The sequence below is a fragment of the Faecalimonas sp. LCP19S3_D12 genome (assembly GCF_052121495.1).
In the GTDB taxonomy this organism is placed as follows: domain Bacteria; phylum Bacillota; class Clostridia; order Lachnospirales; family Lachnospiraceae; genus Faecalimonas.
This window is the reverse complement of sequence record NZ_JBQKED010000005.1, coordinates 46,919-73,915: the sequence shown is the minus strand read 5'-3', so window position 1 is coordinate 73,915 and position 26,997 is coordinate 46,919. Positions and strand designations below refer to the sequence as shown.

Annotated in this window: 30 protein-coding genes; 25 read left to right on the top strand and 5 right to left on the bottom strand. The window is 40.2% G+C overall.

All coding sequences use genetic code 11. The annotated features are described in order from the left end of the window. Positions 1–18: 18 nt before the first annotated feature. A complete protein-coding gene (locus ACTQXY_RS02725) occupies positions 19–201 on the top strand; it encodes a ferredoxin (RefSeq protein ID WP_004614733.1) in 183 nt (60 codons plus the stop codon). An 87-nt stretch (positions 202–288) separates the two neighbouring features. Next, positions 289–822 carry a ferritin-like domain-containing protein gene (locus ACTQXY_RS02720; RefSeq protein ID WP_441658179.1) on the top strand — a complete coding sequence of 178 codons (534 nt, stop codon included), beginning with the start codon at positions 289–291 and terminating at the stop codon, positions 820–822. On the opposite strand, the gene ACTQXY_RS02715 is transcribed toward ACTQXY_RS02720, so the two are convergent. Next, complete coding sequence (locus tag ACTQXY_RS02715) at positions 806–1,492, bottom strand: helix-turn-helix domain-containing protein (RefSeq protein ID WP_022250506.1); 687 nt, start codon at positions 1,490–1,492, stop codon at positions 806–808. The two genes, ACTQXY_RS02720 and ACTQXY_RS02715, sit on opposite strands and share 17 nt — an antisense overlap. Before the next feature lie 227 nt (positions 1,493–1,719). On the opposite strand from ACTQXY_RS02715, the gene ACTQXY_RS02710 reads away from it, so the two are divergent. The 12 genes from ACTQXY_RS02710 to ACTQXY_RS02655 all read left to right on the top strand — a co-directional run bounded on the left by ACTQXY_RS02710 (position 1,720) and on the right by ACTQXY_RS02655 (position 13,217). Beyond that, complete coding sequence (locus ACTQXY_RS02710; protein WP_441658178.1) at positions 1,720–3,117, top strand: aminopeptidase; 1,398 nt, start codon at positions 1,720–1,722, stop codon at positions 3,115–3,117. An 18-nt stretch (positions 3,118–3,135) separates the two neighbouring features. Further along, the gene (gene yjeM / locus ACTQXY_RS02705; protein ID WP_441658177.1) at positions 3,136–4,620 is read left to right on the top strand and encodes a glutamate/gamma-aminobutyrate family transporter YjeM; all 1,485 of its coding nucleotides are present in this window, start codon (positions 3,136–3,138) and stop codon (positions 4,618–4,620) included. Positions 4,621–4,720: 100 nt separating this feature from the next. After that, entirely contained in the window at positions 4,721–5,494 is a 774-nt protein-coding gene (locus ACTQXY_RS02700; RefSeq protein ID WP_004614728.1) for an ABC transporter ATP-binding protein, read from the top strand. Then, a complete protein-coding gene (locus ACTQXY_RS02695; protein WP_441658176.1) occupies positions 5,495–6,709 on the top strand; it encodes an ABC transporter permease in 1,215 nt (404 codons plus the stop codon). A 45-nt stretch (positions 6,710–6,754) separates the two neighbouring features. Beyond that, on the top strand, positions 6,755–7,015 hold the full coding sequence (locus ACTQXY_RS02690; RefSeq protein WP_441658175.1) for a YlmC/YmxH family sporulation protein: 261 nt from the start codon (positions 6,755–6,757) through the stop codon (positions 7,013–7,015). A gap of 51 nt (positions 7,016–7,066) precedes the next feature. Further along, positions 7,067–7,519, top strand: coding sequence for a transcriptional regulator NrdR (nrdR, locus tag ACTQXY_RS02685; RefSeq protein ID WP_441658174.1), 453 nt, complete (start codon positions 7,067–7,069; stop codon positions 7,517–7,519). A 64-nt stretch (positions 7,520–7,583) separates the two neighbouring features. Further along, positions 7,584–8,333 (top strand): tRNA pseudouridine(38-40) synthase TruA, encoded by a 750-nt coding sequence (gene truA / locus ACTQXY_RS02680; RefSeq protein WP_441658173.1) that lies wholly within the window; start codon positions 7,584–7,586, stop codon positions 8,331–8,333. After that, positions 8,330–9,082 carry an exodeoxyribonuclease III gene (locus ACTQXY_RS02675; RefSeq protein WP_022250512.1) on the top strand — a complete coding sequence of 251 codons (753 nt, stop codon included), beginning with the start codon at positions 8,330–8,332 and terminating at the stop codon, positions 9,080–9,082. Before truA ends, ACTQXY_RS02675 begins: the two co-directional genes overlap by 4 nt. Positions 9,083–9,096: 14 nt before the next feature. Further along, on the top strand, positions 9,097–9,627 hold the full coding sequence (locus tag ACTQXY_RS02670) for an isochorismatase family protein (protein ID WP_441658172.1): 531 nt from the start codon (positions 9,097–9,099) through the stop codon (positions 9,625–9,627). Positions 9,628–9,793: 166 nt separating this feature from the next. Then, positions 9,794–11,185: a cation:dicarboxylate symporter family transporter gene (locus tag ACTQXY_RS02665; RefSeq protein WP_441658171.1), complete on the top strand. Its 1,392-nt coding sequence runs from the start codon at positions 9,794–9,796 to the stop codon at positions 11,183–11,185. Further along, positions 11,185–11,673, top strand: coding sequence for a hypothetical protein (locus tag ACTQXY_RS02660; RefSeq protein WP_441658170.1), 489 nt, complete (start codon positions 11,185–11,187; stop codon positions 11,671–11,673). The genes ACTQXY_RS02665 and ACTQXY_RS02660 overlap by 1 nt, the downstream gene beginning before the upstream one ends. Positions 11,674–11,696: 23 nt before the next feature. After that, positions 11,697–13,217, top strand: coding sequence for a hypothetical protein (locus tag ACTQXY_RS02655; RefSeq protein ID WP_441658169.1), 1,521 nt, complete (start codon positions 11,697–11,699; stop codon positions 13,215–13,217). Between the two features lie 156 nt (positions 13,218–13,373). Here ACTQXY_RS02655 and coaBC read toward each other — a convergent pair whose 3' ends face one another. Then, positions 13,374–14,573 (bottom strand): bifunctional phosphopantothenoylcysteine decarboxylase/phosphopantothenate--cysteine ligase CoaBC, encoded by a 1,200-nt coding sequence (gene coaBC, locus ACTQXY_RS02650; protein WP_441658168.1) that lies wholly within the window; start codon positions 14,571–14,573, stop codon positions 13,374–13,376. A gap of 290 nt (positions 14,574–14,863) precedes the next feature. On the opposite strand from coaBC, the gene ACTQXY_RS02645 reads away from it, so the two are divergent. Beyond that, positions 14,864–15,520 carry an ECF transporter S component gene (locus ACTQXY_RS02645; protein WP_441658167.1) on the top strand — a complete coding sequence of 219 codons (657 nt, stop codon included), beginning with the start codon at positions 14,864–14,866 and terminating at the stop codon, positions 15,518–15,520. Between the two features lie 13 nt (positions 15,521–15,533). Then, positions 15,534–16,304: a type III pantothenate kinase gene (locus tag ACTQXY_RS02640; protein ID WP_441658166.1), complete on the top strand. Its 771-nt coding sequence runs from the start codon at positions 15,534–15,536 to the stop codon at positions 16,302–16,304. Positions 16,305–16,321: 17 nt separating this feature from the next. On the opposite strand, the gene ymfI is transcribed toward ACTQXY_RS02640, so the two are convergent. Then, entirely contained in the window at positions 16,322–17,056 is a 735-nt protein-coding gene (ymfI, locus tag ACTQXY_RS02635) for an elongation factor P 5-aminopentanone reductase (RefSeq protein WP_441658165.1), read from the bottom strand. A 145-nt stretch (positions 17,057–17,201) separates the two neighbouring features. Here ymfI and ACTQXY_RS02630 point away from each other — a divergent pair, with 145 nt between their 5' ends. The 9 genes from ACTQXY_RS02630 (at position 17,202) to ACTQXY_RS02590 (ending at position 22,336) form a co-directional block, all read left to right on the top strand. Next, complete coding sequence (locus ACTQXY_RS02630) at positions 17,202–17,474, top strand: metalloregulator ArsR/SmtB family transcription factor (RefSeq protein WP_441658164.1); 273 nt, start codon at positions 17,202–17,204, stop codon at positions 17,472–17,474. Positions 17,475–17,578: 104 nt separating this feature from the next. Then, on the top strand, positions 17,579–18,592 hold the full coding sequence (locus ACTQXY_RS02625; protein ID WP_441658163.1) for a permease: 1,014 nt from the start codon (positions 17,579–17,581) through the stop codon (positions 18,590–18,592). A 14-nt stretch (positions 18,593–18,606) separates the two neighbouring features. Continuing rightward, on the top strand, positions 18,607–19,017 hold the full coding sequence (locus tag ACTQXY_RS02620) for an arsenate reductase/protein-tyrosine-phosphatase family protein (RefSeq protein WP_441658162.1): 411 nt from the start codon (positions 18,607–18,609) through the stop codon (positions 19,015–19,017). Positions 19,018–19,085: 68 nt separating this feature from the next. After that, on the top strand, positions 19,086–19,529 hold the full coding sequence (locus ACTQXY_RS02615; protein WP_004614710.1) for an Rrf2 family transcriptional regulator: 444 nt from the start codon (positions 19,086–19,088) through the stop codon (positions 19,527–19,529). A gap of 49 nt (positions 19,530–19,578) precedes the next feature. Beyond that, positions 19,579–19,779 carry an FCD domain-containing protein gene (locus ACTQXY_RS02610; protein WP_441658161.1) on the top strand — a complete coding sequence of 67 codons (201 nt, stop codon included), beginning with the start codon at positions 19,579–19,581 and terminating at the stop codon, positions 19,777–19,779. Continuing rightward, entirely contained in the window at positions 19,776–20,759 is a 984-nt protein-coding gene (locus ACTQXY_RS02605) for a Gfo/Idh/MocA family oxidoreductase (protein WP_441658160.1), read from the top strand. Before ACTQXY_RS02610 ends, ACTQXY_RS02605 begins: the two co-directional genes overlap by 4 nt. A gap of 14 nt (positions 20,760–20,773) precedes the next feature. Continuing rightward, complete coding sequence (locus tag ACTQXY_RS02600) at positions 20,774–21,193, top strand: PPC domain-containing DNA-binding protein (RefSeq protein ID WP_156557006.1); 420 nt, start codon at positions 20,774–20,776, stop codon at positions 21,191–21,193. A 63-nt stretch (positions 21,194–21,256) separates the two neighbouring features. After that, complete coding sequence (locus tag ACTQXY_RS02595) at positions 21,257–21,571, top strand: ArsR family transcriptional regulator (RefSeq protein ID WP_441658159.1); 315 nt, start codon at positions 21,257–21,259, stop codon at positions 21,569–21,571. A gap of 228 nt (positions 21,572–21,799) precedes the next feature. Further along, a complete protein-coding gene (locus ACTQXY_RS02590; RefSeq protein ID WP_441658190.1) occupies positions 21,800–22,336 on the top strand; it encodes an HD domain-containing protein in 537 nt (178 codons plus the stop codon). Positions 22,337–22,503: 167 nt separating this feature from the next. On the opposite strand, the gene ACTQXY_RS02585 is transcribed toward ACTQXY_RS02590, so the two are convergent. Together ACTQXY_RS02585 and ACTQXY_RS02580 are read right to left on the bottom strand one after the other, a co-directional pair. After that, positions 22,504–24,759: a hypothetical protein gene (locus ACTQXY_RS02585; protein WP_441658158.1), complete on the bottom strand. Its 2,256-nt coding sequence runs from the start codon at positions 24,757–24,759 to the stop codon at positions 22,504–22,506. After that, positions 24,740–26,842: an MMPL family transporter gene (locus ACTQXY_RS02580; RefSeq protein WP_441658157.1), complete on the bottom strand. Its 2,103-nt coding sequence runs from the start codon at positions 26,840–26,842 to the stop codon at positions 24,740–24,742. The genes ACTQXY_RS02585 and ACTQXY_RS02580 overlap by 20 nt, the downstream gene beginning before the upstream one ends. Between the last annotated feature and the right edge of the window lie 155 nt (positions 26,843–26,997).

The following is a 26,997-nucleotide window of genomic DNA, read 5'->3' as shown; positions in this document are numbered from 1 at the left end:
ACCAGGAGGAATTACAGGATGAAAGCAGTTGTAGAAGATGGATGTATTGCATGCGGGATGTGTGTAAGTATCTGCCCGGAAGTGTTTTGCATGGGTGATGAGATTGCACAGGTACATGCAGACGTGACTGAAGAGAACGAAAAGGAAGCAAAAGAAGCAAGAGATGGCTGTCCTGTCTCAGTGATTGACATCGAAGAATAGAATTTATAGAGAAAAGAAAAAAAGAGGTCTCCTTTTTCTGACTTTACCATAAAGTGTAAAGTATAGAGAAATAAAGGAGACTTTTTTATGTGTGAAGAAGAGATTCAGGTAAGAGATTCTGCAGAATATCCTCCTGTGAAAGTATGTGAAAAAAATCCGAGGTATGCAATGGCGATGTTAAGCAATATCGGAGCCTGCAACTCAGAGATGTCTGCAGTCAGTCTGTATTTTTACAACAGTCTGATCGCAAATGGCAAGTATGAAGAAATCGGAAAGACATTTCACAAGATCAGTATGGTGGAAATGCACCACATGAATATTTATGGGCAGCTGGCGCAGAAACTTGGGGCAGACCCAAGGCTTTGGAGTGTTGAGCGGAGAAGATTTACATATTGGAGCCCTGGGTGCAACCGATACCCAAGGCGGATAGATATGATGCTGAAACATGCATATGAAGGGGAAAAGCTTGCGATTGCAACCTATAAAAGACAGGCAGAATGGATCCAGGACGAGTATGTTGTCGCAAATCTGGAGCGAATTATTTTAGATGAATGGCTGCATATTGAAATCATAGAGCAATTGTATGAAAAATACGTAAAAACGGCTATTCCCCGAGTGTAAATAAGTTGTATTTTTTAATCTGCTGGATATCCTCTTTGGAGAGCAGCAGGTCATCTATGAAATGATTTTCTTTTTGTATCTGAGACGTGATCAGGATCTTTCGGCTGCAGGGGCGCATGGTAAGTTGTGAGATACCGGACAAGATACCACTTTTCAGATCCGTTTGAGAAAAGGTATTTACGGTGCACATCCAAATTTCCTCCAGTGTATTTGCAGTATTTTTTAAACTATAATTTTGCCATGGCCCAAAGGTTGTGCTTTCACCGGAATAGATTACCTCGCATTTTCCAAAGTGTTCCAGATCATCTACGTCATAGAAAAGCTGAATCGAATAGGTATCCGGCTGATCTGTGGCGTATTCTTCAATAATACTTTTCATAATTCGTTTTCTTCTGCCATCATAATTGTACATGTAGTATTTTTTGAGGAGACTTTTGCGAGAGACATCCGGTTTCCCCTCGGACGGCGCAGACAAGAGATGCGAAGTGGGAATATGAAAAACCTCCCCGAATTCTTCCAGCGTCTCAACACTGACAGGAAGAATTCCTTTTTCATATTTTGAAAGAGTAGAACAACTCTTGTGTACAAGTGCAGATAAGTCTTTTAATGTATAGTGGTGTGCAATTCTGTATTTGCGGATATTATTTCCGACGCGCTCGTTTATTGTCATGTGTATACTCCTGAATTTCTTATAAATCAATTTTTGGATAAAAAATTAATCTTTTTAATATATAGAACTTTTGTTATGTAATAATTTGTAAGAAAATTTTACTCAGAATATAATACTATATGAAAAATTTCTTGTCAAGAAAATAGAAGATGTTTGATTTATAAACTATGTATAAATAAAATATAAAAAAATAAAAAAAATTGTGAAAAATGATTGGAGGGTTTGCAATGGGAAAACAGAGTGTATGGAAGTCGTATGACCAGAAGGAACTTAAGGAAGTTGATGCGGTCTGTGAGCGATATAAAACATGTCTGGATGCAGGAAAGACAGAGCGCGAATGTGTGGCATTGGCAGTTGAGATGGCTAAGGAGGCTGGATACAAAGATTTGAATGCCTATATTGCCGAGGACAAACAGCTGAAAACAGGTGATAAAGTGTATGCGGTCTGGATGCATAAGATGGTTGCATTATTTCAAATCGGGGAAGAGCCGATTTCCAATGGAATGAATATTCTTGGAGCACATATTGACTCACCACGTTTGGATGTAAAACAAAATCCGCTGTATGAAGCGGATGGATTTGCCTATCTGGATACACACTATTACGGTGGAATCAAAAAATACCAGTGGGTTGCACAGCCGCTTGCGCTACACGGTGTAGCTGTACTGAAAAGCGGAAAGACCGTTCCGATCTGCGTTGGGGAAAAAGAAGGAGATCCGGTATTTACGATTACGGATATTTTGATCCATCTTGCGGGCGAAAAAATGGAAAAGACTGCGGCAAAGGTTATTGAAGGTGAAAATATGGATCTTTTGATCGGAAATATGCCTTTGAGAGACTGTAAAGATTTGAAAGAAGAGGAAAAAGAGTTGGTGAAGGCCAATATTCTTTCTATTTTAAAACAGGAGTATGGGATTGAAGAGGATGATTTTCAGTCAGCAGAACTTGAAATTGTGCCAGCGGGTAAAGCAAGAGATCTTGGTTTTGACCGCAGTATGATCTTAGGGTATGGACAGGATGACAGAATCTGTGCATTTACATCCCTTTTTGCGATGCTGGAGGCAGAAAATCTGAAAAAGACAGGTGTGTGTCTTCTTGTGGACAAGGAAGAAATCGGCAGTGTAGGTGCGACAGGAATGCAGTCACATTTCTTTGAAAATACAGTTGCTGAGTTAATTGCACTGACAGAAGGGGAATCTGAATTGAAAGTAAGACGAGCGCTTGCACGTTCCAGAATGCTTTCCTCAGATGTAAGCGCGGCGTATGATCCGCTGTATGCAGAGCATTATGAAAAACGAAATTCCGGATTCTTTGGTAGAGGAATTTCCATGAATAAGTTTACCGGTGTCAGAGGAAAAAGCGGTTCTAATGATGCGAATGCAGAATATATTGCAGTTTTAAGAAAAATCTTTGATGATGCAAATGTGGCATATCAGTTTGATGAGCTTGGAAAAGTGGATGCCGGAGGCGGCGGTACAATTGCTTATATCATGGCAAATTACGGGATGGAAGTAATTGACAGCGGAATTGCACTTCTTTGTATGCATGCACCTTACGAGGTGAGCAGCAAAGCGGATATCTACGAAGCCGTAAAGGGATATCGTGCCTTTTTGGCGAACGCATAGAGTACAGGAGGAGAAAGAATGGCAGAAAAAACAAAAAAACTAACAATGGGAGCATTGATTCTAATGATCTTTACATCGGTCTATGGATTTAATAATATGCCGAGATCATTTTATCTGATGGGATATGGAGCAATTCCGTTTTTCCTATTATCAGCGGTACTTTTCTTTGTTCCGTTTGCGTTCATGGTGGCAGAGTATGGCTCGGCATTTAAAGATGAAAAAGGTGGAATCTTTTCATGGATGCAGATTTGTGTCGGAACAAAATATGCGTTCGTGGCAACATTCATGTGGTATACATCTTATGTAATCTGGCTTGTAAATATCTCATCGGGAATTATGGTTCCGCTTTCCAATGCGATTTTTGGGAAAGATACGACAGCAGATTGGACATTGTTTGGATTGAAATCAACACAGACACTTGGGATTCTCGGTGTAGTTTTTATCATTGCCGTTACATTTTTTGCAAGCAAAGGATTGAAAAATATCCAGAAAGTAGCATCTATCGGTGGAATCGCATGTATGTTCTTAAATGTCATGTTAATCGGAGGAGCGCTTCTTGTACTGATTGGAAATAAAGGAGAGTTGGCTCAGCCAATCGTTTCTGCGGCGTCACTTGTGGAATCTCCGAATCCAGAATATGCAGGAAGCCTTGCTATGCTGGCGTTTCTTGTATATGCATTGTTCGCATATGGCGGAACAGAGGCAGTCGGAGGTCTTGTAGATGAGACTGAAAATCCGGAAAAGAACTTTGGAAAAGGTCTTACAATTGCAGCGATTATTGTTGCGGTTGGATATTCCATCGGAATCTTTTGTGTCGGAATCTTTACAAATTGGAGCGACACACTTTCAGCTGCTACCGTACATAAAGGAAATGCTTCCTATGTAATTATGAATAATCTTGGCTATCAGATTGGAGCTGCATTTGGGGCAAGTCAGGGAACCTGCATACAGATGGGAGACTGGGCAGCGAGAATTATGGGAATCTCTATTTTATTGTCTTTGGCAGGTGCGGTGTTTACTTTATGCTACTCACCATTAAAACAGTTGATTGAGGGAAGCCCAAAAGGACTGCTCCCAGAGAAATTCTGCAAAATGGAAGGTGGAATGCCAAAGTTTGCATTGAAGATTCAGGCAGTGGTAGTTGTGGCATTTATTTTGCTAATCTCTATGGGTGGAGATACGATGACACAATTTTTCAACATTCTTGTATCGATGACAAACGTTGCGATGACACTTCCGTATATGTTTATTTCGGCAGCGTTTATCAAATTTAAGAAGAATAAAAATATTCATAAACCATTTGTGATCTTTAAAAATGATACAGTATCCATTATTTTTACAATAGTGGTGACAGTGACGGTTGGGTTTGCGAACTTCTTTACAATCATCCAGCCGGCGATGGCGGGAGATGTTGCGACAACTGTTTGGAGTATCGTAGGACCGGTGTTGTTCACTGTAGTAGCATTAGTATTGCACGGCAGATATGAGAAAAAAATGAAATAAAAGAAATATTAGGTTTACAAATCACCACTTTTTAGATAAATTAGAAGGAAAGTGGTGATTTTTTATTGCATACCAAGGAAATTAAGAAAGGTGGGGGAATATGATAGAGATAAAAAATCTGACAAAAGTGTATAAACTGAACAAAAAGCAGATGAAAGAATCCAAAACAAAAAGCAATCGAAAGGTAGCGGTAGATCATTTGAGCCTAAATGCACACAAAGGGGAAATATATGGTCTATTGGGACCGAACGGTGCAGGGAAGACGACGACACTTCGCTGTATTGCAACGATTATTAAGCCAACAGAAGGTGAGGTTAAGGTTGCAGGGCATGATGTGGTGACAGAGGCGGAGCAGGTGCGTAAAAGCATCGGTTTCTTGACAAGTGACATTAAGCTTGATCCACAGTTTACACCCGACTATATGTTTGAATTTTTTGGAAGGCTTCACGGTGTGTCAAAAGAGGTTTTAAAAGAACGAAAAGAACAATTATTTGAGTATTTTGGAATTAAGGATTTTGCGCATAAACAGATCAAAGAACTGTCGACCGGAATGAAACAAAAGGCGGCAATTGCGGTAAGTCTTGTACATGATCCGGAAATCGTGATTTTTGATGAACCGACAAATGGTCTTGATATCGTGACCGCAAGAGGTGTGACAGATTACCTGAAAAAATTACGTGAAGAGGGAAAGCTTGTTATTGTCTCCACGCACATTATGTCGGAGGCAGAAAAGCTTTGTGACCGGATTGGAGTGATCATTGACGGTCAGAAGGTGAGTGAAGGTACATTGCAGGAAATACTGGACAGTACAGGGACGAAAGATTTGGAGGATGCATTTTTCGAGTTGTACAGAAGCAGAAAGGGGGAGGCGTAGATGAAGAGCATCAAAGAAATCTTCAATAAAGAGATGGTACGTGTTTTCAAGGATAAAAAAATGGTCTTTTCGGTATTTTTTCTGCCGGTTATTATCATGATTGGAATTATGTATCTGATGAGTCAGATGATTACAGGGATGGAGGATGACATCACAAAACACAAGCCGATTGTCTATGTTCAGAATGAACAGGAAAGTTTTGAAAAATTTTTAGAGAGTATCCATGCAGATTATAAGATACATACAATTTCCGAAAGTGAGAGGGCAGATGTGGAGACGAAGATTCGGGATGGAGAAGCCGATCTTCTGATTGAGTTTCCAAAGAATATGGATGAGATGATTCAAAATTACAAGGAGGGAGATCCGGTTCCACAGATTAAGACTTATTACAATCCGTCGGAAGAATATTCTAATGCGGCATATAAAGAGCTCTCTTTGGAAGTACTTGAGGCGTACCGTCAGACACTGCTGACAGAGCGTGTGGGAGATTTAGAGCAGATTGCAGTGTTTACAGTGAATTCTGACAACGATAAGATGGTCATTCAGGACGAGCAAAAGGCGAGTGGAAAGGCGCTTGGAATGATGCTTCCGTATTTTATCACAATTCTTTTATTTGCAGGAGCAATGGGAATCGGAACGGATATGATTGCGGGTGAAAAAGAACGAGGAACAATGGCAAGCCTTCTTGTGGCGCCGATCAAGAGAAGTTCGATCGTGCTCGGAAAAGTGTTTGCATTGATGGCATTGTCTGGAATTTCTTCGGTAATTTACGTGGGAGCGATGGTGGCATTTATGCCATTGATGTCCAAGTCGATGCTTGGAACATCAGGTGAGAATTTGAATATCAGTTTGAATGCAAACCAGATTGCAATGCTTGCAGTCCTGCTTATTGGAGTTGCGTTTTTATATTCTACGATGATCGCACTTACTTCGGTATTTGCAAAGACAATCAAAGAGGCGACTACCTATGTAATGCCGCTCTATATGGTAGTGCTTGTTGTAGGTTTGATGACGATGTTCACTACAGGAAACACAGATGGAAAGATGTACTATATTCCGGTTTATAATATTTCTTTGGTTTTAAAAGGAATCTTAAGTCATGAGGTGACAATGGCACAGTATGGGGTGACGGTAGCGATGACATTTGCAATCGGTTTCCTGCTTGTGGGTATTATTGTAAAAGCATTTGAAAGTGAAAAAGTGATGGCAGCATAGAGGAAATCGGCATATACTGAATAATAAATGAGTCAGGGAAAAAAGATGCGGTTGTGTGAATTGAGACAGAAAGAAGTGATTAATCTTTGTGACTGCAGGCGGCTTGGGTGTGTGGTGGATCTGGTATTTGATCTATCCAAAGGATGTGTGGAGGCGATCGTTGTACCGGGGCAGGCGAAGATGCATGGGCTGTTTGGATGCGATTCGGAATATGTGATTCCATTTGAGTGTATCAAAAAAGTAGGACCGGATATTATCATGGTAGAAATATGTGAAGAAAAATGTCTGAAAACTTGCAAAGACTAACTATTATCTGCTAAAATGACGATATGAGAAAATCTTGAGGAGGAACAGAATATGAAGTGTCCATATTGCAGTAATCCAGATACGAAAGTAATTGATTCCAGACCGACAGAAGACGGGAATTCGATTCGAAGAAGAAGAGCCTGTGATGAGTGCGGGAAAAGATTTACTACATATGAGAAGGTTGAGACGATTCCTTTGATTATCATAAAAAAAGATAATAATAGAGAGCAGTATGATCGGTCAAAAATTGAGGCCGGCATTTTGCGGGCGTGCTATAAAAGACCGGTGTCTGCAGAGGCGATTCAAAGGACGATCGAAGCTATTGAGACGGAGATTTTTAAGCGGGAAGAAAAAGAGATCTCCAGCAATCTGATTGGAGAGATTGTGATGGAAAAGCTTAAGAATTTAGATCCGGTTGCCTATGTGCGGTTTGCGTCGGTGTATAGAGAGTTCAAGGACGTGAATACATTTGTGGCAGAATTGAAGAAAATTCTGGATAAATAAAACACACTTGATACGAGAGTTCCGGAAACGGAACTCTCTATTTTAAGTAAAGGGAGCAGTATAGATGAGAAATTATAAAATGATAATTGCATATGATGGTTCAAGATACAAAGGATGGCAGAGACAAAATTTGACCAATCTGACAATTCAGACAATTTTGGAACGTACGGTGGAGCAGATGGTTGGTTATCCGGTCGAAATTGATGGCTCCGGAAGAACGGATGCGGGTGTTCATGCAAATGGCCAGGTGGCAAACATGAAAGTGTTGGGGCTTTTAGATGAGAGTTTTGTGGGAGAACTGAATTGTCTTTTGCCCGAGGATATCTGTGTGAAAGAAATGGAGCTTGTTCCTGGAAGTTTTCACAGCCGTTACAGTGCAAAGGCGAAAAAGTATAAGTATTGTATTGATACACGAAAGAAGCCGTGTGTTTTTACAAGAAGATATGCATATCATTTTACGAAGGAACTACATCTGGATGATATGAAGAAAGCGGCAGAGTATCTGAAAGGAACACATGATTTTTCAGCATTTACGGATAATAAAGACGAGAAATCAAAAGTGAGGACAATCTATGAGATTAAGATTGTAAAAAAAGGGACGAGGCTGGAGTTTGAATTTTATGGAACCGGATTTTTGTATCATATGGTGAGAATTCTGACAGGAACACTTTTGGAAGTAGGATGCGCAGAAAAGAGTATTGAAGATATAAAGATGGCTCTTGAACAGAAAGAACGAGAACTGACAGGCTTTTTAGCGCCGGCGAGAGGACTGTTTTTAGAAAAAGTATATTATCAGGAAGGAGAAGAAAGATGAAACTGATATCGTGGAACGTAAATGGAATCCGTGCGTGTGTGCAGAAAGGATTTTTGGAATTTTTCCAGGAGGCGGATGCAGATATCTTCTGCATTCAGGAGAGTAAGATGCAGGCAGGACAGCTAGATTTGGAATTGGAAGGATACCATCAATATTGGAACTATGCAGAGAAAAAAGGATATTCCGGGACGGCTGTGTTTACAAAAAAGGAACCATTGTCAGTACAATATGGCATCGGGATAGAGGAGCATGACAAAGAAGGGCGTGTTATCACACTGGAATTTGAGGAGTTTTATTTTGTGACCGTGTACACGCCAAATTCACAGAGTGAACTTGCAAGACTTTCATACCGCATGCAGTGGGAGACGGATTTTCTTGCATATCTGAAAGGATTGGAACAGAAGAAACCGGTTATCTTTGCGGGGGATCTGAATGTGGCGTATGCGGAGATTGATTTGAAAAATCCAAAAACAAATCGGAAAAATGCCGGTTTTACAGACGAGGAACGTGCAAAATTCGGTGAAGTTTTAAAAGCCGGTTTTATCGATACATTCCGCTATTTTTATCCGGAGATGGAAGGAATTTACTCTTGGTGGTCATATCGATTCAGTGCAAGAGCAAAGAACGCCGGCTGGAGAATCGACTATTTCTGTGTGTCAGAGAGTTTGAAAGACAGGCTTGCAGACGCAAAAATTTTAACTGATGTGATGGGATCGGACCACTGCCCGATTGAACTGGATCTAAAATAAGGAGGAGACATAAGATGAGAATAGAGGCGGAACATACAGCGGCACTTGTCATTGACTATCAGGAAAAATTAGTGCCTGTCATGCACGAAAAGGAAAATTTGATCTGTCAATCTGACATTTTGCTTCGAGGGTTAAATGTGCTTGGGATTCCGATGTTTCTTACCCAGCAGTACACAAAAGGACTTGGAGAGACTGTTAATGAGATTACAACGGCTGCGGGAACAGAAGAGTATGTGGAAAAGATTTCGTTTAGTGCATATGAAGGTGTAAAAGAAAAGATAAGAGACAAAAAATATATTATCATCTGCGGGATTGAGACACATATTTGTGTACTTCAGACGGTGATTGATCTAAAAGCAGCAGGATTTATTCCGGTTATTGTGGAGAATTGTGTTTCCAGCAGAAAAGAAGATGACAAAAAGATTGCATTGCAGCGGATGAAAGAGGAAGGCGCAATTATTACGACGTACGAGTCAGTGCTGTTTGAACTGCTAAAAGAAGCCGGGACGGAAAAGAGTAAAAAGATACAGAGATTGATTAAATAGAGTGGGCGATAGAATCCTTGTTTTATAAATCATTTTAGGTTTATAAAGCGAGGATTTTTTAAAATTATAGAAAAATCCAATATATATATCAAAAAAACCAATTTGTTTCTGACTTTTTACAATACTATAATAGGAATGTTGAGAAAAGAAAGAGGAGGTTTTAAAAATGGATGCACTTTTAAGCGTAAATTGGATTGCCTTGCTTGTACTTATCATTGCCTTGCTTTTATTTAAAGTGTTGAACAAACTGGCATATAAAATTAATTGGACATTTGTCATTTTGATCAGTATGGTAATGGGAGCGGTGCTTGGAATCGTATTTGTGTCCGAGAACAATTCTTATATGACATGGCTTGCATTGATCGGCGATATTTATGTGAATTTGATTACGGCACTTGTCGCACCGGTGATTCTTGTTTCTGTCATTTCAGGATTGATTCAGTTAAACGATAAAGAAAAAATGAAACGAATTGGAACAAAGTCTGTATTCTGGCTTTTGGTTTCATCGGCAATTGCGATTGTAGTTACAATTGTCTTTGGGATGGCAACACAGGTTGGAAAGGGAGCGCAAGCGGTGTTTGCCGACATTGCAGGAGTCTCCAGTACAACACTTGACGCATATAAGGAAATGGGGACATCTTTTGACAAGATTATTTTGAACTTGTTCCCGACAAATGTGTTTGGGGATCTGGCAGCAGACAATGTTGTAGCTATTATCATTATTGCAGTTGCAATTGCGGTTGCATATGTAAGTGTAGCATCAGACGAAGGTGAAGATAAAGTGAAGCCGTTTAAAAGTATTATTGAGGCGGTGAAGAACATTATTTTCCGAATTCTTTCCTACGTCATTGATTTGACTCCATATGCAGTGCTATGTTTGACAGCAGTGTCTGCAAGCCAGCTGTTGAGTGATAAAGACGCTTTGGTACAATTGATTCTGCTTGTTGCGGTTGTCTATGTGGTATGCTTCGTACAGGCTTATGTTGTAAATGCGTTCATTCTGAAATTTGCAGGAAAAATAAGTCCGCTCAAATTCTTTAAAAAGACATTTGATGCACAGGCGACAGCATTTACGACACAGAGTAGTGTCGGCTCGCTTCCGATTACAATTGACCGTCTGATACATAAGGTTGGTGTAGATGAGGAGGTAGCGAACTTTACAGCGCCACTTGGAACAACAATTGGAATGGCGGGCTGTACGTGTATTTGGCCGATTTTGTTAGCTATGTTCTATCTAAATGCAACGGGGCAGAGTTGGAATATCAGTCAATACCTCATCATGTGCTTTATGTGCCTTGTACTTTCGATGGGAAGCGCCGGAATGCCGGGAATCGGAGTTGTGACAGCAGTATCACTGTTCAGTGCAGTAAATCTTCCGATTGCAGCAGTGGTACTTCTGACTCCGATCAATAACATTACAGATATGGCACGAACATTGACGAATGTCGTAGGAGCAAATGTGACAGCTGCTGTTGTTGCAAGAAAAACAGAACTTTTGGATGACGAAATTTTTCAGACAGAGGATGAAAAATTAGAGAAAAAGGGAGGACGGGCATAATGAAAAAATCAACAATTGCACTGATTGTGGCAGCTTTTGTATGTCTGGGACTTTCTGTATTTTCTGTAAAAGCCTCAGTGGTAAGAACAAATGATGCCATTCAAAATATCGGAGAAGTAACTTATACAGAGGAATCAAAAGCAAAAATCGATCGTGCAGTAAAATATTATAATGCATTAGACCCGAATTTTGATCTCAAAAAGAAGATTAAAAATATGAATGTATTTAATGCGGCAAAAATAGAATATGCACGTCTGGCAATTAAAGCGGCAAGTGTTGCAGATGCAAGAAAGACTGTAGAAGGCTATTCCTTTGATGATGTGAAAAAATATGTAACAGAAGCAAGAGAAGTGATTGACAGCTATCTGACAGCTGAACAATATACTCTTATCGAAAATTATGCAGACCTGGTAGAGTTGGAATCTGAATATACTTCAACAGGAAGTTCCGGTGGTTCTTCGGAAGAAGTATCTATTCCAATGTGTTAGGAAAAGATAGGAGGAGATTGATCATGAAAAGAAAACTAATCTCTGCTGTTCTTGTTACAGTGATGGCGGCAGGAATGATTACGGGTTGCTCAGGAAAAAACAGCAGCATCAAAAATAATGTTAAAACTTTAGAAAAAGAAGAACTCAAAGTCTCGAATGCACAACTTTCTTCCCCGGACTATGAGTTTGAAAAAGAATATGCTTACGGTGACTTTAATGCACACTCCAAAGCAGATGCAGAACGACAGGATGGAATTGATACGTTTGAGGATAAAGATATTGTATTTCAGGACATCAGCTATGACCAGCTCATTCAGCTTTTGGGACAGGAAGGAAATTACCTGATTCAGTTGAGCGGTTCATGGTGTCATAACAGCCGTGCAATGAGTCCTTATGTAAACGCATATGCAAAGGAATACGGAATTGATACTATTTATTCTTATGATTTTAATGTAGATAATGGTGATGACGGTTCTATGTTTGTCCGTATGTCGAATGAAAAGACAACGCTTGGAACAAAATACAATTATATGTATGGAGAGTTTGTGTCAAGATATCTTACAAACTTGGATGACTGGATTGCATATCCGTCAGATCACGATACTGCACTTTCTTATACCAATGCAGAAGGGAAAGAGGTGACAGTCGGAAGACTGCAACAGCCTATTATCTTTCTTTATAACAAAGATAATCAGACAGACTACAGTGGGAAAGGAAATACAAGCGGAAAATGTCCAATCATGTATGCTTTTGAGGAGATGGTTGACCGTGACTCCAAAGGTCTTTATGTGAAGGAAACGGACGACGAAGGAAATCCGGTTCTTGATAAAGATGGAAATCAGGTAAGAAAGTATGTGACGGATGAGTATACAGCACGTCTAAAACAAATGTTTGAATTTATTAAAACAAATAACATTCAATTTTCAAAGTATACAAAAGAAACATATATTCGAGATGCATTCAACAGTTACGGAACAGAAGTTTTTGGCTCTGACGAGCAGATCAATATTTACCCGATTACATACCGTCAACTGGAATGGTTGCTTGATGAAAAGGGAAATTCGCTTGTGCTCATAGGTGGTCCTGGAAATGAAAAAACACGTGCCATTATTGGACAAATCAATCAGTATGCAGTGAAAAACAATGTTCGTGTGTACCTGTATGATCCTCAGATTGACGGAGGAATAACTGTTAATAAGTGGGGATACACACAGACAACTTCTATTTGTGAAGAAAACTCTCCAATTGCGAAAATGTATACAGGATTGATTGACAGACATCTTACAAATCTGACAGCAGCAAAAACAACAGAAGATGGTTATGCATTGATTCAGGAACCATATTTCTTTGCTTATAATAAAGATGCAAAAGATGAAGATGGTTTTGCTGCACCGATTACGGCTTCTGTGGAATTGCCGTATACGACAGATTCTGAAAAGAGATATTATATCGGAAAAGAAAAGAACATGGAAGCATGCAATTCGCAGATTGAGACTGTGTTCGAAAGCTATGCACAGAATGTAGGTATAGAATTAGAAAAATAGGTAGATATATGGTTATAGAAATACCACTCCATCGCTCGCCAAAGTTTTGGAGTGGTTTTCTATGCTCTAAAACATTATCTGATAAACGTAAAAACGAATGTTAGTAATGCCAAAATGAACATTCCAAAAGCCATCAGGTCTTTGAAATCAAAATGATCATATCAATGTTAGCTTTTCAAGAATCTTATCTAAAATTTGTTTTGCCGCTTCGGCTTTTGTCATAATGTCTAATGCGAGTTCTTCTTCTTTTGTAATCATCGTAATGACATTCGTATCGGTTCCGAATCCGGCACCGGACACTTTTAAATTGTTCGCAATAATCATATCGAGATGTTTCTTTTCCAGTTTCGCACGGGAATTCTCTAACATATTTTCTGTTTCCATAGAAAAGCCACATAAAAATTGGTGATTTTTTTTGTGTTCTCCTAAGTGCTTCAAAATATCTTTCGTGCGCTCTAATGGAATACAGAGAGAGTCGTCTGACTTTTTCATCTTTTCATCACTGACAGAGGCAGGACGATAATCTGCCACGGCGGCAGCTTTGATGATAATGTCCTGAGTATCGGAACAAGAAGTTACGGCCTCAAACATTTCTTCAGCACTTTTAATAGAAATCGTATTGACAAATGGTGGTTTCGGAAGTGAAGTAGGTCCAGTGACCAAAGTTACATTGGCCCCGCGGAGCATTGCGCAGTTTGCAATGGCATACCCCATTTTTCCGGTAGAATGATTGGTAATATAGCGAACAGGATCGATCGCTTCTGTGGTTGGTCCGGCGGTGACAAGGACATTTAATCCTTTCATATCTTTTTCGTATGCGATTTCTTTTAAGATATAGTCTAGTAAAGTTTCTGGCTCAGGGAGTTTTCCTTCTCCTACGTCACGGCAGGCAAGCATTCCGGTTGTCGGATCAATCACCTCAAATCCGTAATCTCTTAATTTCTGCAGATTGTCCTGTGTAATCTGATTTTGATACATCTGTGTATTCATCGCCGGCGAAATGATTTTTTTACAGGTACATGCGAGTGTTGTAGTTGTAAGCATGTCATCAGCAAGTCCATTTGCCAGTTTGGCGATAACATTGGCAGTTGCAGGAGCGATTAAAACGACATCTGCCTGTTTGGAGAGCGCTACATGCTCTACATTATATTGAAAATTTCGATCAAATGTATCAACAAGACAACGATTGTTTGTCAATGTTTCAAATGTAATCGGATGGATAAAATTTGTTGCGTTCTTTGTCATGATAACATGGACATTACAATGAAGCTTTACAAGCATGCTGGCAAGATTGGCGATTTTGTAGGCGGCAATACTTCCCGTAACACCTAAAATAACAGTTTTTCCCTTTAACATAATTTGAAATCCTCTGCTTTCTGAATGGTTTGTAAATTATTCTAGCACATATTTAGAAAAAGTGTACGCAAATCTTGTGTTTATTTTTGAAAACATGGTTGTTTTCGTGTGAAGGAGGATGGTATACTGAGACAGTAACTCCGTTGCAGTTCACGGAATTCCATTCCGTTCATCAACACACGACATCAGACGTTTTCATGTGAGCATGAGCGTTCTCAGACGTATGTGTATGTGTGAACTGGAGCGATATGTATTGTATCTCGTAAGAGAATGATAACAAGGAGGAAAAAATGAATAACAAAGCAAAGGGTGACGGAAGGTCACAGACACTTGGCATGGTACAGGTTGCACTGTTCGCGGCACTGATTATTATCATGGCATTTACCCCATTCTTAGGATATATCCCGCTTGGATTTACAAGGGCGACGATTATCCATGTACCGGTTATTATCGGTTCTATTTTACTTGGTCCAAAGAAAGGCGCTGTTTTAGGAGGCATTTTTGGACTGACGAGTTTTATTAATAATACGATGAATCCGACAGTGACATCGTTTGTGTTTACACCGTTTTATTCACTCGGTGAGATGCAGGGAGGAATCGGAAGTATTATTATCTGTTTTGTCCCACGTATTTTAGTTGGGATTATTCCGTATTTTGTATTTAAAGTATTGTATAAGAAAATGAAGTCCAAAGGATCAGGCATGCTGGTAGCCCTAGGAATTGCAGGGCTTGCGGGATCTTTTGTCAACACATTGTTAGTAATGAATTTGATTTTTGTGTTTTTTAGAGATGCCTATGCAGCGGCAAATGGAGTTGCGGCAAATGCAGTGTATGGCTTTATTTTATCCGTCATTGCGATGAATGGAATACCTGAGGCGATTGTTGCGGCAGTGATTGTGGCAGTTGTCGGAAGAACGCTGTTGAAATCGCGTCTCGTGACAGGATAGCAGGAGGAAAAATATGATTCTGGCAATTAATATCGAGAATACGAACACCGTGGTCGGATGTTTTGAAGGTGAAAATATAGTCTTTGTGGAGAGCATTTCCACGAGCCTGACAAGAACAGAGCTGGAGTATGCAATTAGTTTTAAAAATATATTTGAATTACATGGCTTGAATATGAATCAGATAGAGGGAGCGATTATCGCATCTGTGGTGCCTCCGGTGACAAATGTTGTAAAAGAGGCGGCAAAGAGGATTTCCGGAAATGAGGTGTTGATTATCGGACCGGGAGTAAAGACCGGATTGAATATTATGATGGATCAGCCGGGACAGGTAGGGAGTGACCTGGTGGCAAATGCAGTAGCAGGGATAGCAGAGTACCCACTTCCGCTCATTGTAGTCAACATGGGAACAGCGACGACCCTTTCTGTGATTGATGCAAAAAAACATTATATCGGAGGAATGATTATTCCGGGAGTCCGGATTTCTTCGGAATCTCTGACGCAAGGAACGGCGCAGCTTCCGAAAATCAGTTTGGAAAAGCCGAAAAAGGTTATTGGAAGTAATACGGTGGAATGTATGAAAAGTGGAATCATTTATGGGACTGCTGCCTGTATAGATGGCTCCATTGCCAGAATTGAGAGAGAATTGAAAGAAAAAGCGGCAGCTATTGTTGCGACCGGGGAGGCTGCGAAGTATATCGTTCTCCATTGCGGTCGGAATATGTTTTTAGATGAAAATTTATTGTTGAAAGGTCTAAAACTCATATATGAAAAGAATCAGAAATAGTGCTTTAGATGGCGGTTTTAAATATAACCGCCATCCAGACCGATGATTTGACCGGTCAGATAGGAAGGACTGTTGACAAGATTCCATACCAAATCAGCGACTTCCTGCGGTGTGCCGAAACGCCCCGCAGGAATTTCTTCTTCAAAGGCAGATTTTTCTTCTGCGCTCAGTTGGGCATTCATGCTCGTCTCAATCGCACCGCATGCGATAGCATTTACCTGAATATTACTTGGAGCAAGCTCTTTGGCAAGAGCCCGCGTAAGCCCGTGGATACCGGATTTTGTTGCGGAATAGGCAGCTTCGCAGGAGGCACCGACTGTTCCCCACATCGAGGATATGTTGATAATCTTACCGGATTTTTTTGACACCATTTTTGGAATTGCTTCACGGGAGCAGTAAAATACAGAGGAAAGATTCGTGTCCAAAAGATTACACCATTCTTCATCGCTCATATCGCTTAGCAGACCAATGTGAGCAATTCCCGCATTGTTGACAAGTACATCCAGACAGTCGTATTTTGTGTAAATCATCTCGTACAGCTCTTTGACAGAATGTGGATTTCCTACATCGCCGATAAACATATCACAGGAGCCGTAAGGAATTGCTTCGATTGCAGATTTTACGGATTCCAGTTCTGAGATGGAGTGACGGCAATTTAAGAATACGTGGTAATTATTTTGTGCAAATGTCATTGCAATGGCACGTCCGATCCCACGGGAAGCACCAGTGACTAATACCGTTTTTTTGTGCATAAAAATTCCTCATTTCCTTCGTTGATGACATCATTATAGCGTAATTGGGGAGGAGAGGCAATCACAAGGTGGTTTTAGTTGACATTCGTCATGAATTAGATTACAATGAATACATCAAAAATATTTGATGTGAGGTGTTCGTAGAATGAATGGGTATAGAAACGATACGATCATATTTAAAGCACTCTGTGATGAAAAGAGACTTTCGATACTGGAATTGCTCAAAGGCGGTGAAAAGTGTGCGTGTGTCCTGATGGAAGAATTGAATATCGCTCAGTCTGCGTTATCTTATCACATGAAGATTTTGTGTGAGTCGGGAATAGTAACAAGCAGACAGGAAGGTAAATGGACGCACTACACCATCAGTAAAAGTGGGAGAGAATATGCAATCAAGAGGTTGACGGAACTTACATCCTAGCAGAGGAAGAGGAGTCGGAAATAAAAAGTCATCATTAGATGGCTTTTATAAAAGTCTAACACATCAAAAATATTTGATATGAAAAAACAATATGGAGGTGTTGAATGGAGAATTTAAAATTAATGTTTCAATTTTTGCAGGAACAGATACTTGGAATGAAATGGATGAATGAACTTATCGGAAAAGGTTTGTCAGTGTTGGGGGTAGATATTCAAGGAAGAGTAGGAGGAAGCATTCAGTTTTTCCTATATGATGTGATTAAGATTACGATTTTATTATGCTTGCTTATTTTTATCATATCCTATATTCAAAGCTATTTTCCACCGGAGAGAAGTAAAAAGATATTAGGAAGATTTCATGGAATATGGGCAAATATAATTTCGGCGTTGCTTGGAACCGTGACTCCGTTTTGCTCGTGTTCAAGTATTCCAATTTTTATGGGATTTACAAGTGCAGGATTGCCGCTTGGAGTAACATTTTCGTTTTTGATATCTTCACCGATGGTCGATTTGGGAAGTTTGGTATTGCTGATGAGCATCTTTGGCGCGAAAATTGCATTTGTCTATGTTATCTTAGGACTTGCGATTGCGGTAATAGGAGGTACGCTTATAGAAAAAATGCATATGGAAACGTATGTGGAAGAAATTATCAGAAACGCCAGTCATGTGGAGAGTGACTCCCCGACTGTCACAAAGCGAGAACGAGTTATGTATGCAAAAGAACAAGTGCAATGGACATTTCGTAAAGTATTTCCGTATATTTTAGTGGGTGTGGGAATTGGAGCGATTATTCACAATTGGATTCCGCAGACGTGGATTGAATCCATTTTGGGAAGCAACAATCCGTTTGGCGTAGTCCTTGCAACCTTGGTTGGAATTCCGATGTATGCGGATATTTTCGGGACAATTCCGATTGCGGAAGCACTGCTTGCAAAAGGGGCGCAACTTGGAACGATTCTTTCTTTTATGATGGCGGTTACAACACTGAGTCTGCCGTCCATGATTATGTTGAAAAAGGCTGTAAAACCAAAGTTGCTAGGTGTATTTATTACAATTTGTGCGGCCGGAATTATAATAGTTGGATATGTGTTTAATGCATTTCATGTATTTTTGATGTAGATGAGCAGGAGGAGATGAAAATGAAAGAGAAAGTGGCATTTGTATGTGTCCATAATTCTTGCAGAAGTCAGATTGCGGAAGCACTTGGGAAAAGCTTGGCTTCTGAGATTTTTGAAAGCTATTCAGCAGGTACGGAGACGAAACCACAGATCAATCAAGATGCTGTCCGTTTGATGAAAGAGCAGTATCAGATTGATATGGAAGAAATACAATATTCAAAATTGTTGTCTGAAATACCACCGGTGGACATTGTCATCACTATGGGATGTAATGTGACATGTCCGAATTTACCATGCAGACATCGAGAGGATTGGGGAATTGAAGACCCGACTGGAAAGAGTGATGAAGAATTTTTGGATGTGATTCAGACGATACATGGGAAGATATTAGACTTGGCAAAGAGAGTGGAAGAAGAAAAGTTGTAATTGTTGACACTACAATGAGATGGCATTATAATCTGTGGTAGAGAAAAGCACGAAAGGGAGGAACTACCATGCAGATTTCAAGCCGTTTTACAATTGCAGTTCATATATTTGCCTGTATCGATACATTTAAAGAGGAATTTAAACTGACCAGTGAGTTTTTGGCTGCTAGTATCAACGTCAATCCGGTGATTATTCGAAAGATATTGTCTCAATTAAAGGCAGCAGGACTTGTGAAAGTGCAGAGAGGAAGTGGAGGTGCTTCGATTGCAAAACCACTTGATGAGATTACATTTTTTGATATCTATCAGGCGGTAGAATGTGTAGAGCATGGAGAACTTTTTCATTTTCATGAAAATCCGAATCAGAAGTGTCCGGTTGGAAGAAATATTCACAATGTTTTGGACGGAAAACTTATACAGATACAAGATGCCTTGGAAAATGAGCTTGGTAAAATTACATTAGAAGATGTGATGAAAGATACACAATATTATATTGCGAAAGAAAGAGAATAGATAGAGAGACTTTACTTAGAAATTTTCTGGGTGAAGTCTTTGAGGTCATGTGACCATTGAAAAAGATTTTTTTGCGGAACAGTATACAGTTGACAGGCAGCATTTTGCAGAATCTCAAAAGATGCACAGAGAGATTGTAACAGCTATTGAAAATCAGGATATGGATATGGCATATAGAAAAATGCAGGAGCATATTATTCAAATTCGTTTTGCTCTTGACTTAGATTCGATTAGGAGGACCGAGAAATGAAAACTTATCGTTGGGCTACTTTAGGATGTGGTGTGATTGCCAATGAATTGGCACAGGCAATGCAAAAAGACGGACGAACATTCTACGGTGTTGCAAATAGAACATATGAGAATGCAGTTGCGTTTGCGAAAAAGTATGAAGTTGAAAAAGTTTATGAGAATATACAGGATCTTTTTGAGGATGATGATGTGGATATTGTCTATATTTCCACACCGCACAATACACATATACAATATTTGAGAGAGGCATTGAAGCATGGAAAACATGTGCTTTGTGAAAAATCTATTACGCTGAATGCAAAGGAACTGGAAGAAGCAAAACAGCTGGCAGAAGAAAATGGTGTCGTTTTGGCGGAGGCAATGACGATCTATCATATGCCTTTGTATAAAAAATTGCAGGAAGTGATTCAAAGCGGAAAGTTAGGGAAACTTTGCATGGCTCAGATGAATTTTGGAAGTTATAAGGAATACGATATGCAGAACCGTTTCTTTAATCCGAATTTAGCAGGCGGAGCCTTGCTGGACATCGGCGTATATGCCATTTCGCTTATTCGGTCATTTATGTCCTGTACACCGGATCAGGTTGTATCACAGGTGAAATTCGCCCCTAGTGGAGTGGATGAGCAGGCGGGAATCCTGCTAATGAATCCGGCAGGAGAGATGGCTACGATAGCGCTTACCCTGCATGCAAAACAGCCGAAGAGGGGAATGCTTGCATTTGAGAATGGCTATGTTGAGATTTATGACTATCCACGGGCAGAAAAAGCTGTAATCACTTATACAGAAGATGCCTCGCAGGAAGTCATAGAGTGTGGAAGTACGAAGGATGCACTCTGGTATGAGGTGAATGATATGGAAGAGGCAGTGTCAGGTGCTGCAGATGAGATGCATTTTGATTATACGGTGGATGTGATGAACGTTATGACTGAAATCAGAAAGGCGTGGGGACTGTCTTATCCGGAAGAACGAGAAAGTTTATAATTGGAGGGATTGTTATGGAGTATAGAAGATTTAAAGATACCATCGTTGCGCGACTGGACAGAGGAGAAGAGATTCTTGCACAGGTAAAAGAAATTGCCCTAAAAGAAGAGATAAAACTGGCAAGCGTACAGGCGTTGGGGGCGGTGAATAAGTTTACAGTCGGTGTGTTTAAAACAGATGAAAAAGAATATTTGGCAAATGAATTTTGCGGAAGTTTTGAAATTGTGTCTCTGACAGGAACAGTCAATACAATGAATGATGAGTTTTATTGTCATCTGCATATGAGCGCAGGTAACGACAAGGGCGAAGTCTTTGGCGGGCACTTGAATCAGGCTGTTGTAAGTGCAACTTGTGAGATGGTGATTACAGTCATTGATGGAGCAGTAGACAGGTATTATGATGAACAGATCGGGCTTAATCTGTTTCGATTTTAAGTTGTTTTATTTTTACAGAGCTTAATATTGACATATCTGTAAAAATAGATATATAATGCAAACATGAGCAAATTAGATATATTTAAAGCATTAAGCAATAAAACGAGATTAAACATTTTAAAATGGTTGAAAGAACCTGAAAAATATTTTCCGCCACAAGGGCTACATATTCCGGATGGAGATGATTTTTCAAACAGTGTATGTGTTGGTTCTATTTGCGAGAAGACAAATATCTCACAATCAACTATATCGCACTATTTAGATATGTTACAACGTGCAGGGCTTTTGGAATCTAGAAGGTTCGGTAAATGGACGTATTACAGGAGGAACGAAAAAAACATTCAAGAACTTGCAGAATTTATCCGTAGTGAACTTTAAATCTCTTAGGCAGGAATCTTCCTGCCTATTGCTAATGATAAAATATCTATATTTAGCGATATATAAATTTGATAAAAATTCATAAATCGCTGAGAAGAGGTTGTGGCTTTAGAAGATGAGTGTTAAAATTTGTATTATATATAGCTTGCGACACAGGCATTCTTGAAGTAAAGACAAGAAAGTATTCAATTTCCAATGGCAGAAAAAGGTAGAAAGGACGGTATCGAAGTGATAGAAAAAGCGATTATGTTTGCGACACAGGCACATGAGGGACAGGTTCGAAAAGGTACGGACAGACCGTATATTGTACATCCATTAGAGGTGGGCAGAATTGTAGCGTCTATGACAGAGGACGAGGAGATCATCAGTGCGGCAATCTTGCATGATACAATTGAAGACTGCGAAGAAATTACGGAAGAAGTGATCTGTCGGGAGTTTACAAAAAGAGTAGCAGAGTTTGTGGCGAAGGAAAGTGAAGATAAGTCTAAGACATGGATGGAGCGCAAAGGGGCGACGATTGAACATTTGAAGACAGCGTGCAGGGAAGTGCAGATGATCAGTCTTGCAGATAAGCTGTCGAATATGCGCGACATTGACCGTGATTATCCGGAATGTGGAGAAGAATTGTGGCAGAGATTTTGCATGAAAGATAAGGAAATCATCGGCTGGTATTACAAAGGTGTCAGAGATTCACTGAGGGAAGCGATGAAAGAAAATCCAGTGTACTTGGAATATTGCGAGTTGGTGGAAAAGAATTTTGGGTAACACATGTAATGAAATGATATCATTTACCTGATTTGTCACTGGTGATTTAAAACATAGAAAACCACCACTTGGAGTTGAGCGGTGGTATTTCTATGTTCATTCTTTATAGGTTAATCCCTTGTGGGCAGTTGAGTATAACACGATTGTTTAGTGTATTCAACAGAGAGTTATTCTGTCACAAAGATGAATTTTACATCTCCGTCCATACCGTCAGAGATACCGGAGAAGTTCTTATAAGATTTGGAGCTGTCTAATATTGTATTGACTTTATTGAGCAGTCCATCAATGTCACCGTCAAATACTTCGACCAATTTTTGGATTCCCTCTTCATTGAATTGAATCATACCATCATTCAGTGCGATGGCGCCGTCATCCAGTTTTTTCACGCCTTCGATCAGTGCGGCGGAACCGCTGTTTAACGTCTGGAGACCATTTACAAGTGTTCCAGCACCGGAATCCAATTGTGCGGCACCGGAGTTTAATTGTGCTGCACCATCTGAAACGCTTTTGGCACCGTTATATGCCTCAGTCATTTTTTTGTTCAAAGTGGCAGCCCCACTGCTTACCTGAGAGGAGCCACTTGCGAGTTGATTCAAGCCGTTGGCAAGACCGTTCTGTCCGCCGATTCCTTCGCAAAGTTGCGAGGTTCCGTTTTTTAAAGTGGAGACACCAGCATTCACTTGGTCGATGAGACCATTTTGACCGGTTACGGCGTTGTTAAGTTCACTGACGCCGGAGGAAAGTTTATCGGTTCCAGCGTTGATTGCAATCGTATTCTGAGCAACTTGATCTACAACAGCGCTGGTTGTCTGTGTGCCAATAACTAGGTTCTTTAACAATTCCTGAATATCTGATTTTGCACGTTCCTGTGTGCTGGCTTGTTCTTGCAACGTATTGATGCTTTCCTGAATAGATGCTTTTACATCTTCTGGGAGATCGTCACGCTCTAATAATGCAGATAAGGAAGCGATTGCGCTGTTTGCTTCATCACTTGTTGAAGAAGGTGGAAACATCTGGGCAAGTGTCTGTGCAGCAGTGGCAGTATTTTTTGCAATATCTTTCAGGCTTTGGTTACCAGTCTGTGAAGTGCCTGTATTCATCACATCATTTACAGCAGAAATACTGGCTTTTAGTCCAGGCTGTTCTGCGGTAAGCGGATTGTTAAGTCCGGCGTCTAATTGCAGCAGAGCGCCTGCAAGCGAAGACATTCCGGGAGCTAGCTGCTCCTGCATTTTCGCAACGCCTTCATCTAACTGAACTGCGCCAGGAAGAAGTACGGCAGAAACCTGCTTAGAGGCGGAAGTAAGCCCCAGACTTACCTTGGAAGCACCGGCATTGAGTGTGTTTGTGCCGTCTTTTAATTGTGAGGTTCCATCTGTGAGGGCAGCGCTTCCATCTGCCAGAGATTTACTTCCGGATGCAAGGGAAGAAGTACCGTCTTTTAGCGTATTGCTGCCGGCGATCAATTGATCAATCCCGTCTGTCAATGTACCGGAAGAAGACAGCAGGGTGTCCAGTCCATTTCGTAATTCTCCTGAACCACTTACCAATTTGTTGGAATAATCCTGAAGTGTCTGCATAGAATCTTCTAGTTCAGACAAACTGTCAAATCCTTCTGTATCCAATTGATTGAAAATATCGTTTGTGGCAATCGTCATTCCTTCAGAGAGTTTATAATCTGTGACATCAGCTTCCAGCTCGAAATAGTCAGGAATGTCCAGAGCCAGATTTTTGACGTCCAATTTTTCTTTTAAAGAAGGAAGTCCCATTCCGATTATAATGTCTCTGTCGCCGTCGGAGAAAATTTTACCATTTGTCACTTGCAGGTTTGTCATCTTATCTGTGTCGAAAATCAGTCCTGTCACCATTAAGAACGGAACGTAATCTTCTTTGGAAATCGTTGTATTTTCATATTGGTAGCGCGCAACAAGATGACCGCTTTTCCCCTTTAGATCTTTGGCGCTGATTTTTTTGCCGTCCAAAGTATAAGTTACTTTGACTCCGACAGGAAGCGATTGCGTGGTTGTACCCTGATAGCAGATATCTTTTTTGGCTGTGTTCCAGATTAACTTATTTTTTTGCTTAGAAAATGTTTCGTTGCCCTTTACATTTTCGATATCACTTAAAGTGGAGGTATCACTGAATTTTCCGGTACTGTTAATATTTTTTAGATGGTCAGACACAATGATAGATGTGACGTTTCCGTCTTCGTCTGTCTTTGCATATACTGTCTCAGATTTATATGGTTTTGAATCAGAAGAGACCTCTTTTTCTTTTGTGGTTTTCTTTTCTGCTGTCGTTATCTGAGTGGTAGTTTTGGTATCTTTTGCAAGTGTTGGAGACGATACGGCACCCAAAGATCCAACAATTAAAGTGACAGCTGTTGCAATTGTTACAAGTTTTTTATAATCTCTGTTTTTCATAATTAGTTACCTCCTGATTGATTGAACGCATTCCTTTTGTCGTTGCACAGATTGGTTTATCGAAAATCATCAGTGCGGACGGAAGAATAAAGATTACGGTGAACATACTGATAATTGCACCACGTGCCATCAGGCTGCAGAGAGCGGAAATCATATCAATGTCAGAATATAGTCCGACTCCAAATGTCGCGGCAAAAAATCCAAGTGCAGATACGATAACGGAGCTGATGGAAGTTGAAAGCGCGATATAAACAGCCTCTTTCTTTGGTTTTCCTTTGCAGCGCTCTTTTTTATACCGTGTTGTCATCAAGATTGCGTAATCGACAGTTGCACCGAGCTGAATCGTACCGATTACGATAGATGCAATAAACGGCATCTTCACTCCAGTATAGTATGGAATTCCCAAGTTGATAAAGATTGCAAATTCAATGACAGATACAAGAATCAGTGGCAGTGAGCCGGATTTGAATACAAATGCAATGATAATGAAAATTGCAATGATCGAAATGACACTGACTACTTTAAAGTCTTTGTCGGTGATTGTAATCAGATCTTTCGTACACGGTGCTTCGCCGATTAACATTGCGGATTTGTCATGGCGTTTGATGATTTTATTCAATTCGGTACATTGCTTGTTCACTTCGTCGGTTGCAGCTTTATATTCAGACTGTACTAAAATCAATTGCCAGTCTCCTTGTTTTAATGTCTCTGTCAATTCGCCTGGAATCATATCGCGCGGGATGGAAGAACCGAGAAGACTATCAAGTCCAAGTGCAAATTTGACACCTTTTACATCAGACATCTCCTGAAGCATTTCCTTTGCCTCTTTGGAAGACAGATCAGCGTCTGCCAAAACCATATGTGTTGCATTCATGTCAAAGGTATTGCTCAGCTTTTCGTTTGCCTTTATGCTGTCCAGGTATTTTGGAAGGGTAGCATCTAAGTTATAATACACATCGGCTTTCGTGTATCCCCAGACTGCAGGACCTAATGCTAACAGGAAGACAACGGCAAATATTTTGTAATGATCCGTGACAAAGTGTGTCAGTTTTTCCATCTTAGGAATGAGGGAGCGGTGTGAAGTTTTTTCAATCCATTTGTCAAAAACCAAAATAAAAGAAGGAAGAATAGTCACACAGCTGAGGACACCGAAGACAACACCTTTTGCCATGACGATGCCAAGATCCATTCCGAGTGTGAAGCTCATGAAGCAAAGTGCGATAAAGCCGGCTACGGTAGTGACAGAGCTTCCCAAAACGGAAGAAAAAGTGTTGGAGATGGCATGGGCCATCGCACGGTCTTTGTCGTTTGGAAAACGTTCCTGATTTTCCTGATAACTGTGCCACAGAAAAATCGAGTAGTCCATTGTAACTCCGAGTTGAAGGACAGCACTTAGCGCTTTTGTAATATAGGAAATTTCTCCAAGAAAATAATTGGTTCCCATATTATATACGATCGCCATTCCGATACTGATCATAAAGAATACCGGAAGAATCCAGCAATTTGTACAGAGAGCAAGAACAATGGATGTAAGTACCACGGCGATCAGCACGTACATAGAAGTCTCTTTTTCGGAGAGTGCCTTGATATCCGTTACGACTGCTGACATACTACTAAGATAACATTGCTTATTTGTGATACTTCGAATCTCTGTGATGGCATCCATTGTATTATCAGCAGAAGTTGTGTCGTCGAAGAAGATCGCCATCAGTGTGGAATCATCTTTTTGAAAAATGTCTTTGATTTTGTCTGGAAGAGAATCAATCGGAACGGACAGGTCGGAGACCGAATCGTACCAGATGACATCGGCAACACCGTCTACAGCTTCAATTTTCTTTTTTACATCGGTCACTTCTTTGGTTGTCATACCTTCGACTACCTCCATTGCGAAGGCGCCTTTCCCAAAATCATCCATCAGAATCTCCTGACCTTTCATGGTATCAATATTATCCGGAAGATAATACAGGATATCGTAGTTGACTCTGGTGTTGAAGTATCCGAAAGCAGAAGGGATTAAAAGCAAAAAACCGATAATTAGAATGGCAATTCGGTGTTTTGCAATCTTTTTTCCTACTTTCACCATAAAAATTCCTCCTTTTCAAATGTGACTAACAGTCATTTTTAACTATCTAAGAGTATAACCTAAAAATGACTATAAGTCAATAATTTGGAAGTAAAAAGTTGACTTTTGGTCATTTTGAAATTATAATAGGGAAAGAAAATGGACAAAGCGAGGAA

Coding starts and splice junctions, on each gene's coding strand:
- yjeM (WP_441658177.1), top strand. CDS start 3,136: ATGGCAGAAAAAACAAAAAAACTAACAATGGGAGCATTGATTCTAATG.
- ACTQXY_RS02595 (WP_441658159.1), top strand. CDS start 21,257: ATGAGCAAATTAGATATATTTAAAGCATTAAGCAATAAAACGAGATTA.
- ACTQXY_RS02725 (WP_004614733.1), top strand. CDS start 19: ATGAAAGCAGTTGTAGAAGATGGATGTATTGCATGCGGGATGTGTGTA.
- ACTQXY_RS02600 (WP_156557006.1), top strand. CDS start 20,774: ATGGAGTATAGAAGATTTAAAGATACCATCGTTGCGCGACTGGACAGA.
- ACTQXY_RS02615 (WP_004614710.1), top strand. CDS start 19,086: ATGCAGATTTCAAGCCGTTTTACAATTGCAGTTCATATATTTGCCTGT.
- ACTQXY_RS02670 (WP_441658172.1), top strand. CDS start 9,097: ATGAGAATAGAGGCGGAACATACAGCGGCACTTGTCATTGACTATCAG.
- ACTQXY_RS02585 (WP_441658158.1), bottom strand. CDS start 24,759: ATGAAAAACAGAGATTATAAAAAACTTGTAACAATTGCAACAGCTGTC.
- ACTQXY_RS02710 (WP_441658178.1), top strand. CDS start 1,720: ATGGGAAAACAGAGTGTATGGAAGTCGTATGACCAGAAGGAACTTAAG.
- ACTQXY_RS02665 (WP_441658171.1), top strand. CDS start 9,794: ATGGATGCACTTTTAAGCGTAAATTGGATTGCCTTGCTTGTACTTATC.
- ACTQXY_RS02695 (WP_441658176.1), top strand. CDS start 5,495: ATGAAGAGCATCAAAGAAATCTTCAATAAAGAGATGGTACGTGTTTTC.
- ACTQXY_RS02655 (WP_441658169.1), top strand. CDS start 11,697: ATGAAAAGAAAACTAATCTCTGCTGTTCTTGTTACAGTGATGGCGGCA.
- ACTQXY_RS02645 (WP_441658167.1), top strand. CDS start 14,864: ATGAATAACAAAGCAAAGGGTGACGGAAGGTCACAGACACTTGGCATG.
- ACTQXY_RS02660 (WP_441658170.1), top strand. CDS start 11,185: ATGAAAAAATCAACAATTGCACTGATTGTGGCAGCTTTTGTATGTCTG.
- ACTQXY_RS02700 (WP_004614728.1), top strand. CDS start 4,721: ATGATAGAGATAAAAAATCTGACAAAAGTGTATAAACTGAACAAAAAG.
- coaBC (WP_441658168.1), bottom strand. CDS start 14,573: ATGTTAAAGGGAAAAACTGTTATTTTAGGTGTTACGGGAAGTATTGCC.
- ACTQXY_RS02675 (WP_022250512.1), top strand. CDS start 8,330: ATGAAACTGATATCGTGGAACGTAAATGGAATCCGTGCGTGTGTGCAG.
- nrdR (WP_441658174.1), top strand. CDS start 7,067: ATGAAGTGTCCATATTGCAGTAATCCAGATACGAAAGTAATTGATTCC.
- ACTQXY_RS02690 (WP_441658175.1), top strand. CDS start 6,755: ATGCGGTTGTGTGAATTGAGACAGAAAGAAGTGATTAATCTTTGTGAC.
- ACTQXY_RS02630 (WP_441658164.1), top strand. CDS start 17,202: ATGAATGGGTATAGAAACGATACGATCATATTTAAAGCACTCTGTGAT.
- ACTQXY_RS02640 (WP_441658166.1), top strand. CDS start 15,534: ATGATTCTGGCAATTAATATCGAGAATACGAACACCGTGGTCGGATGT.
- ACTQXY_RS02620 (WP_441658162.1), top strand. CDS start 18,607: ATGAAAATGAAAGAGAAAGTGGCATTTGTATGTGTCCATAATTCTTGC.
- truA (WP_441658173.1), top strand. CDS start 7,584: ATGAGAAATTATAAAATGATAATTGCATATGATGGTTCAAGATACAAA.
- ACTQXY_RS02715 (WP_022250506.1), bottom strand. CDS start 1,492: ATGACAATAAACGAGCGCGTCGGAAATAATATCCGCAAATACAGAATT.
- ACTQXY_RS02605 (WP_441658160.1), top strand. CDS start 19,776: ATGAAAACTTATCGTTGGGCTACTTTAGGATGTGGTGTGATTGCCAAT.
- ACTQXY_RS02625 (WP_441658163.1), top strand. CDS start 17,579: ATGGAGAATTTAAAATTAATGTTTCAATTTTTGCAGGAACAGATACTT.
- ACTQXY_RS02580 (WP_441658157.1), bottom strand. CDS start 26,842: ATGGTGAAAGTAGGAAAAAAGATTGCAAAACACCGAATTGCCATTCTA.
- ACTQXY_RS02720 (WP_441658179.1), top strand. CDS start 289: ATGTGTGAAGAAGAGATTCAGGTAAGAGATTCTGCAGAATATCCTCCT.
- ymfI (WP_441658165.1), bottom strand. CDS start 17,056: ATGCACAAAAAAACGGTATTAGTCACTGGTGCTTCCCGTGGGATCGGA.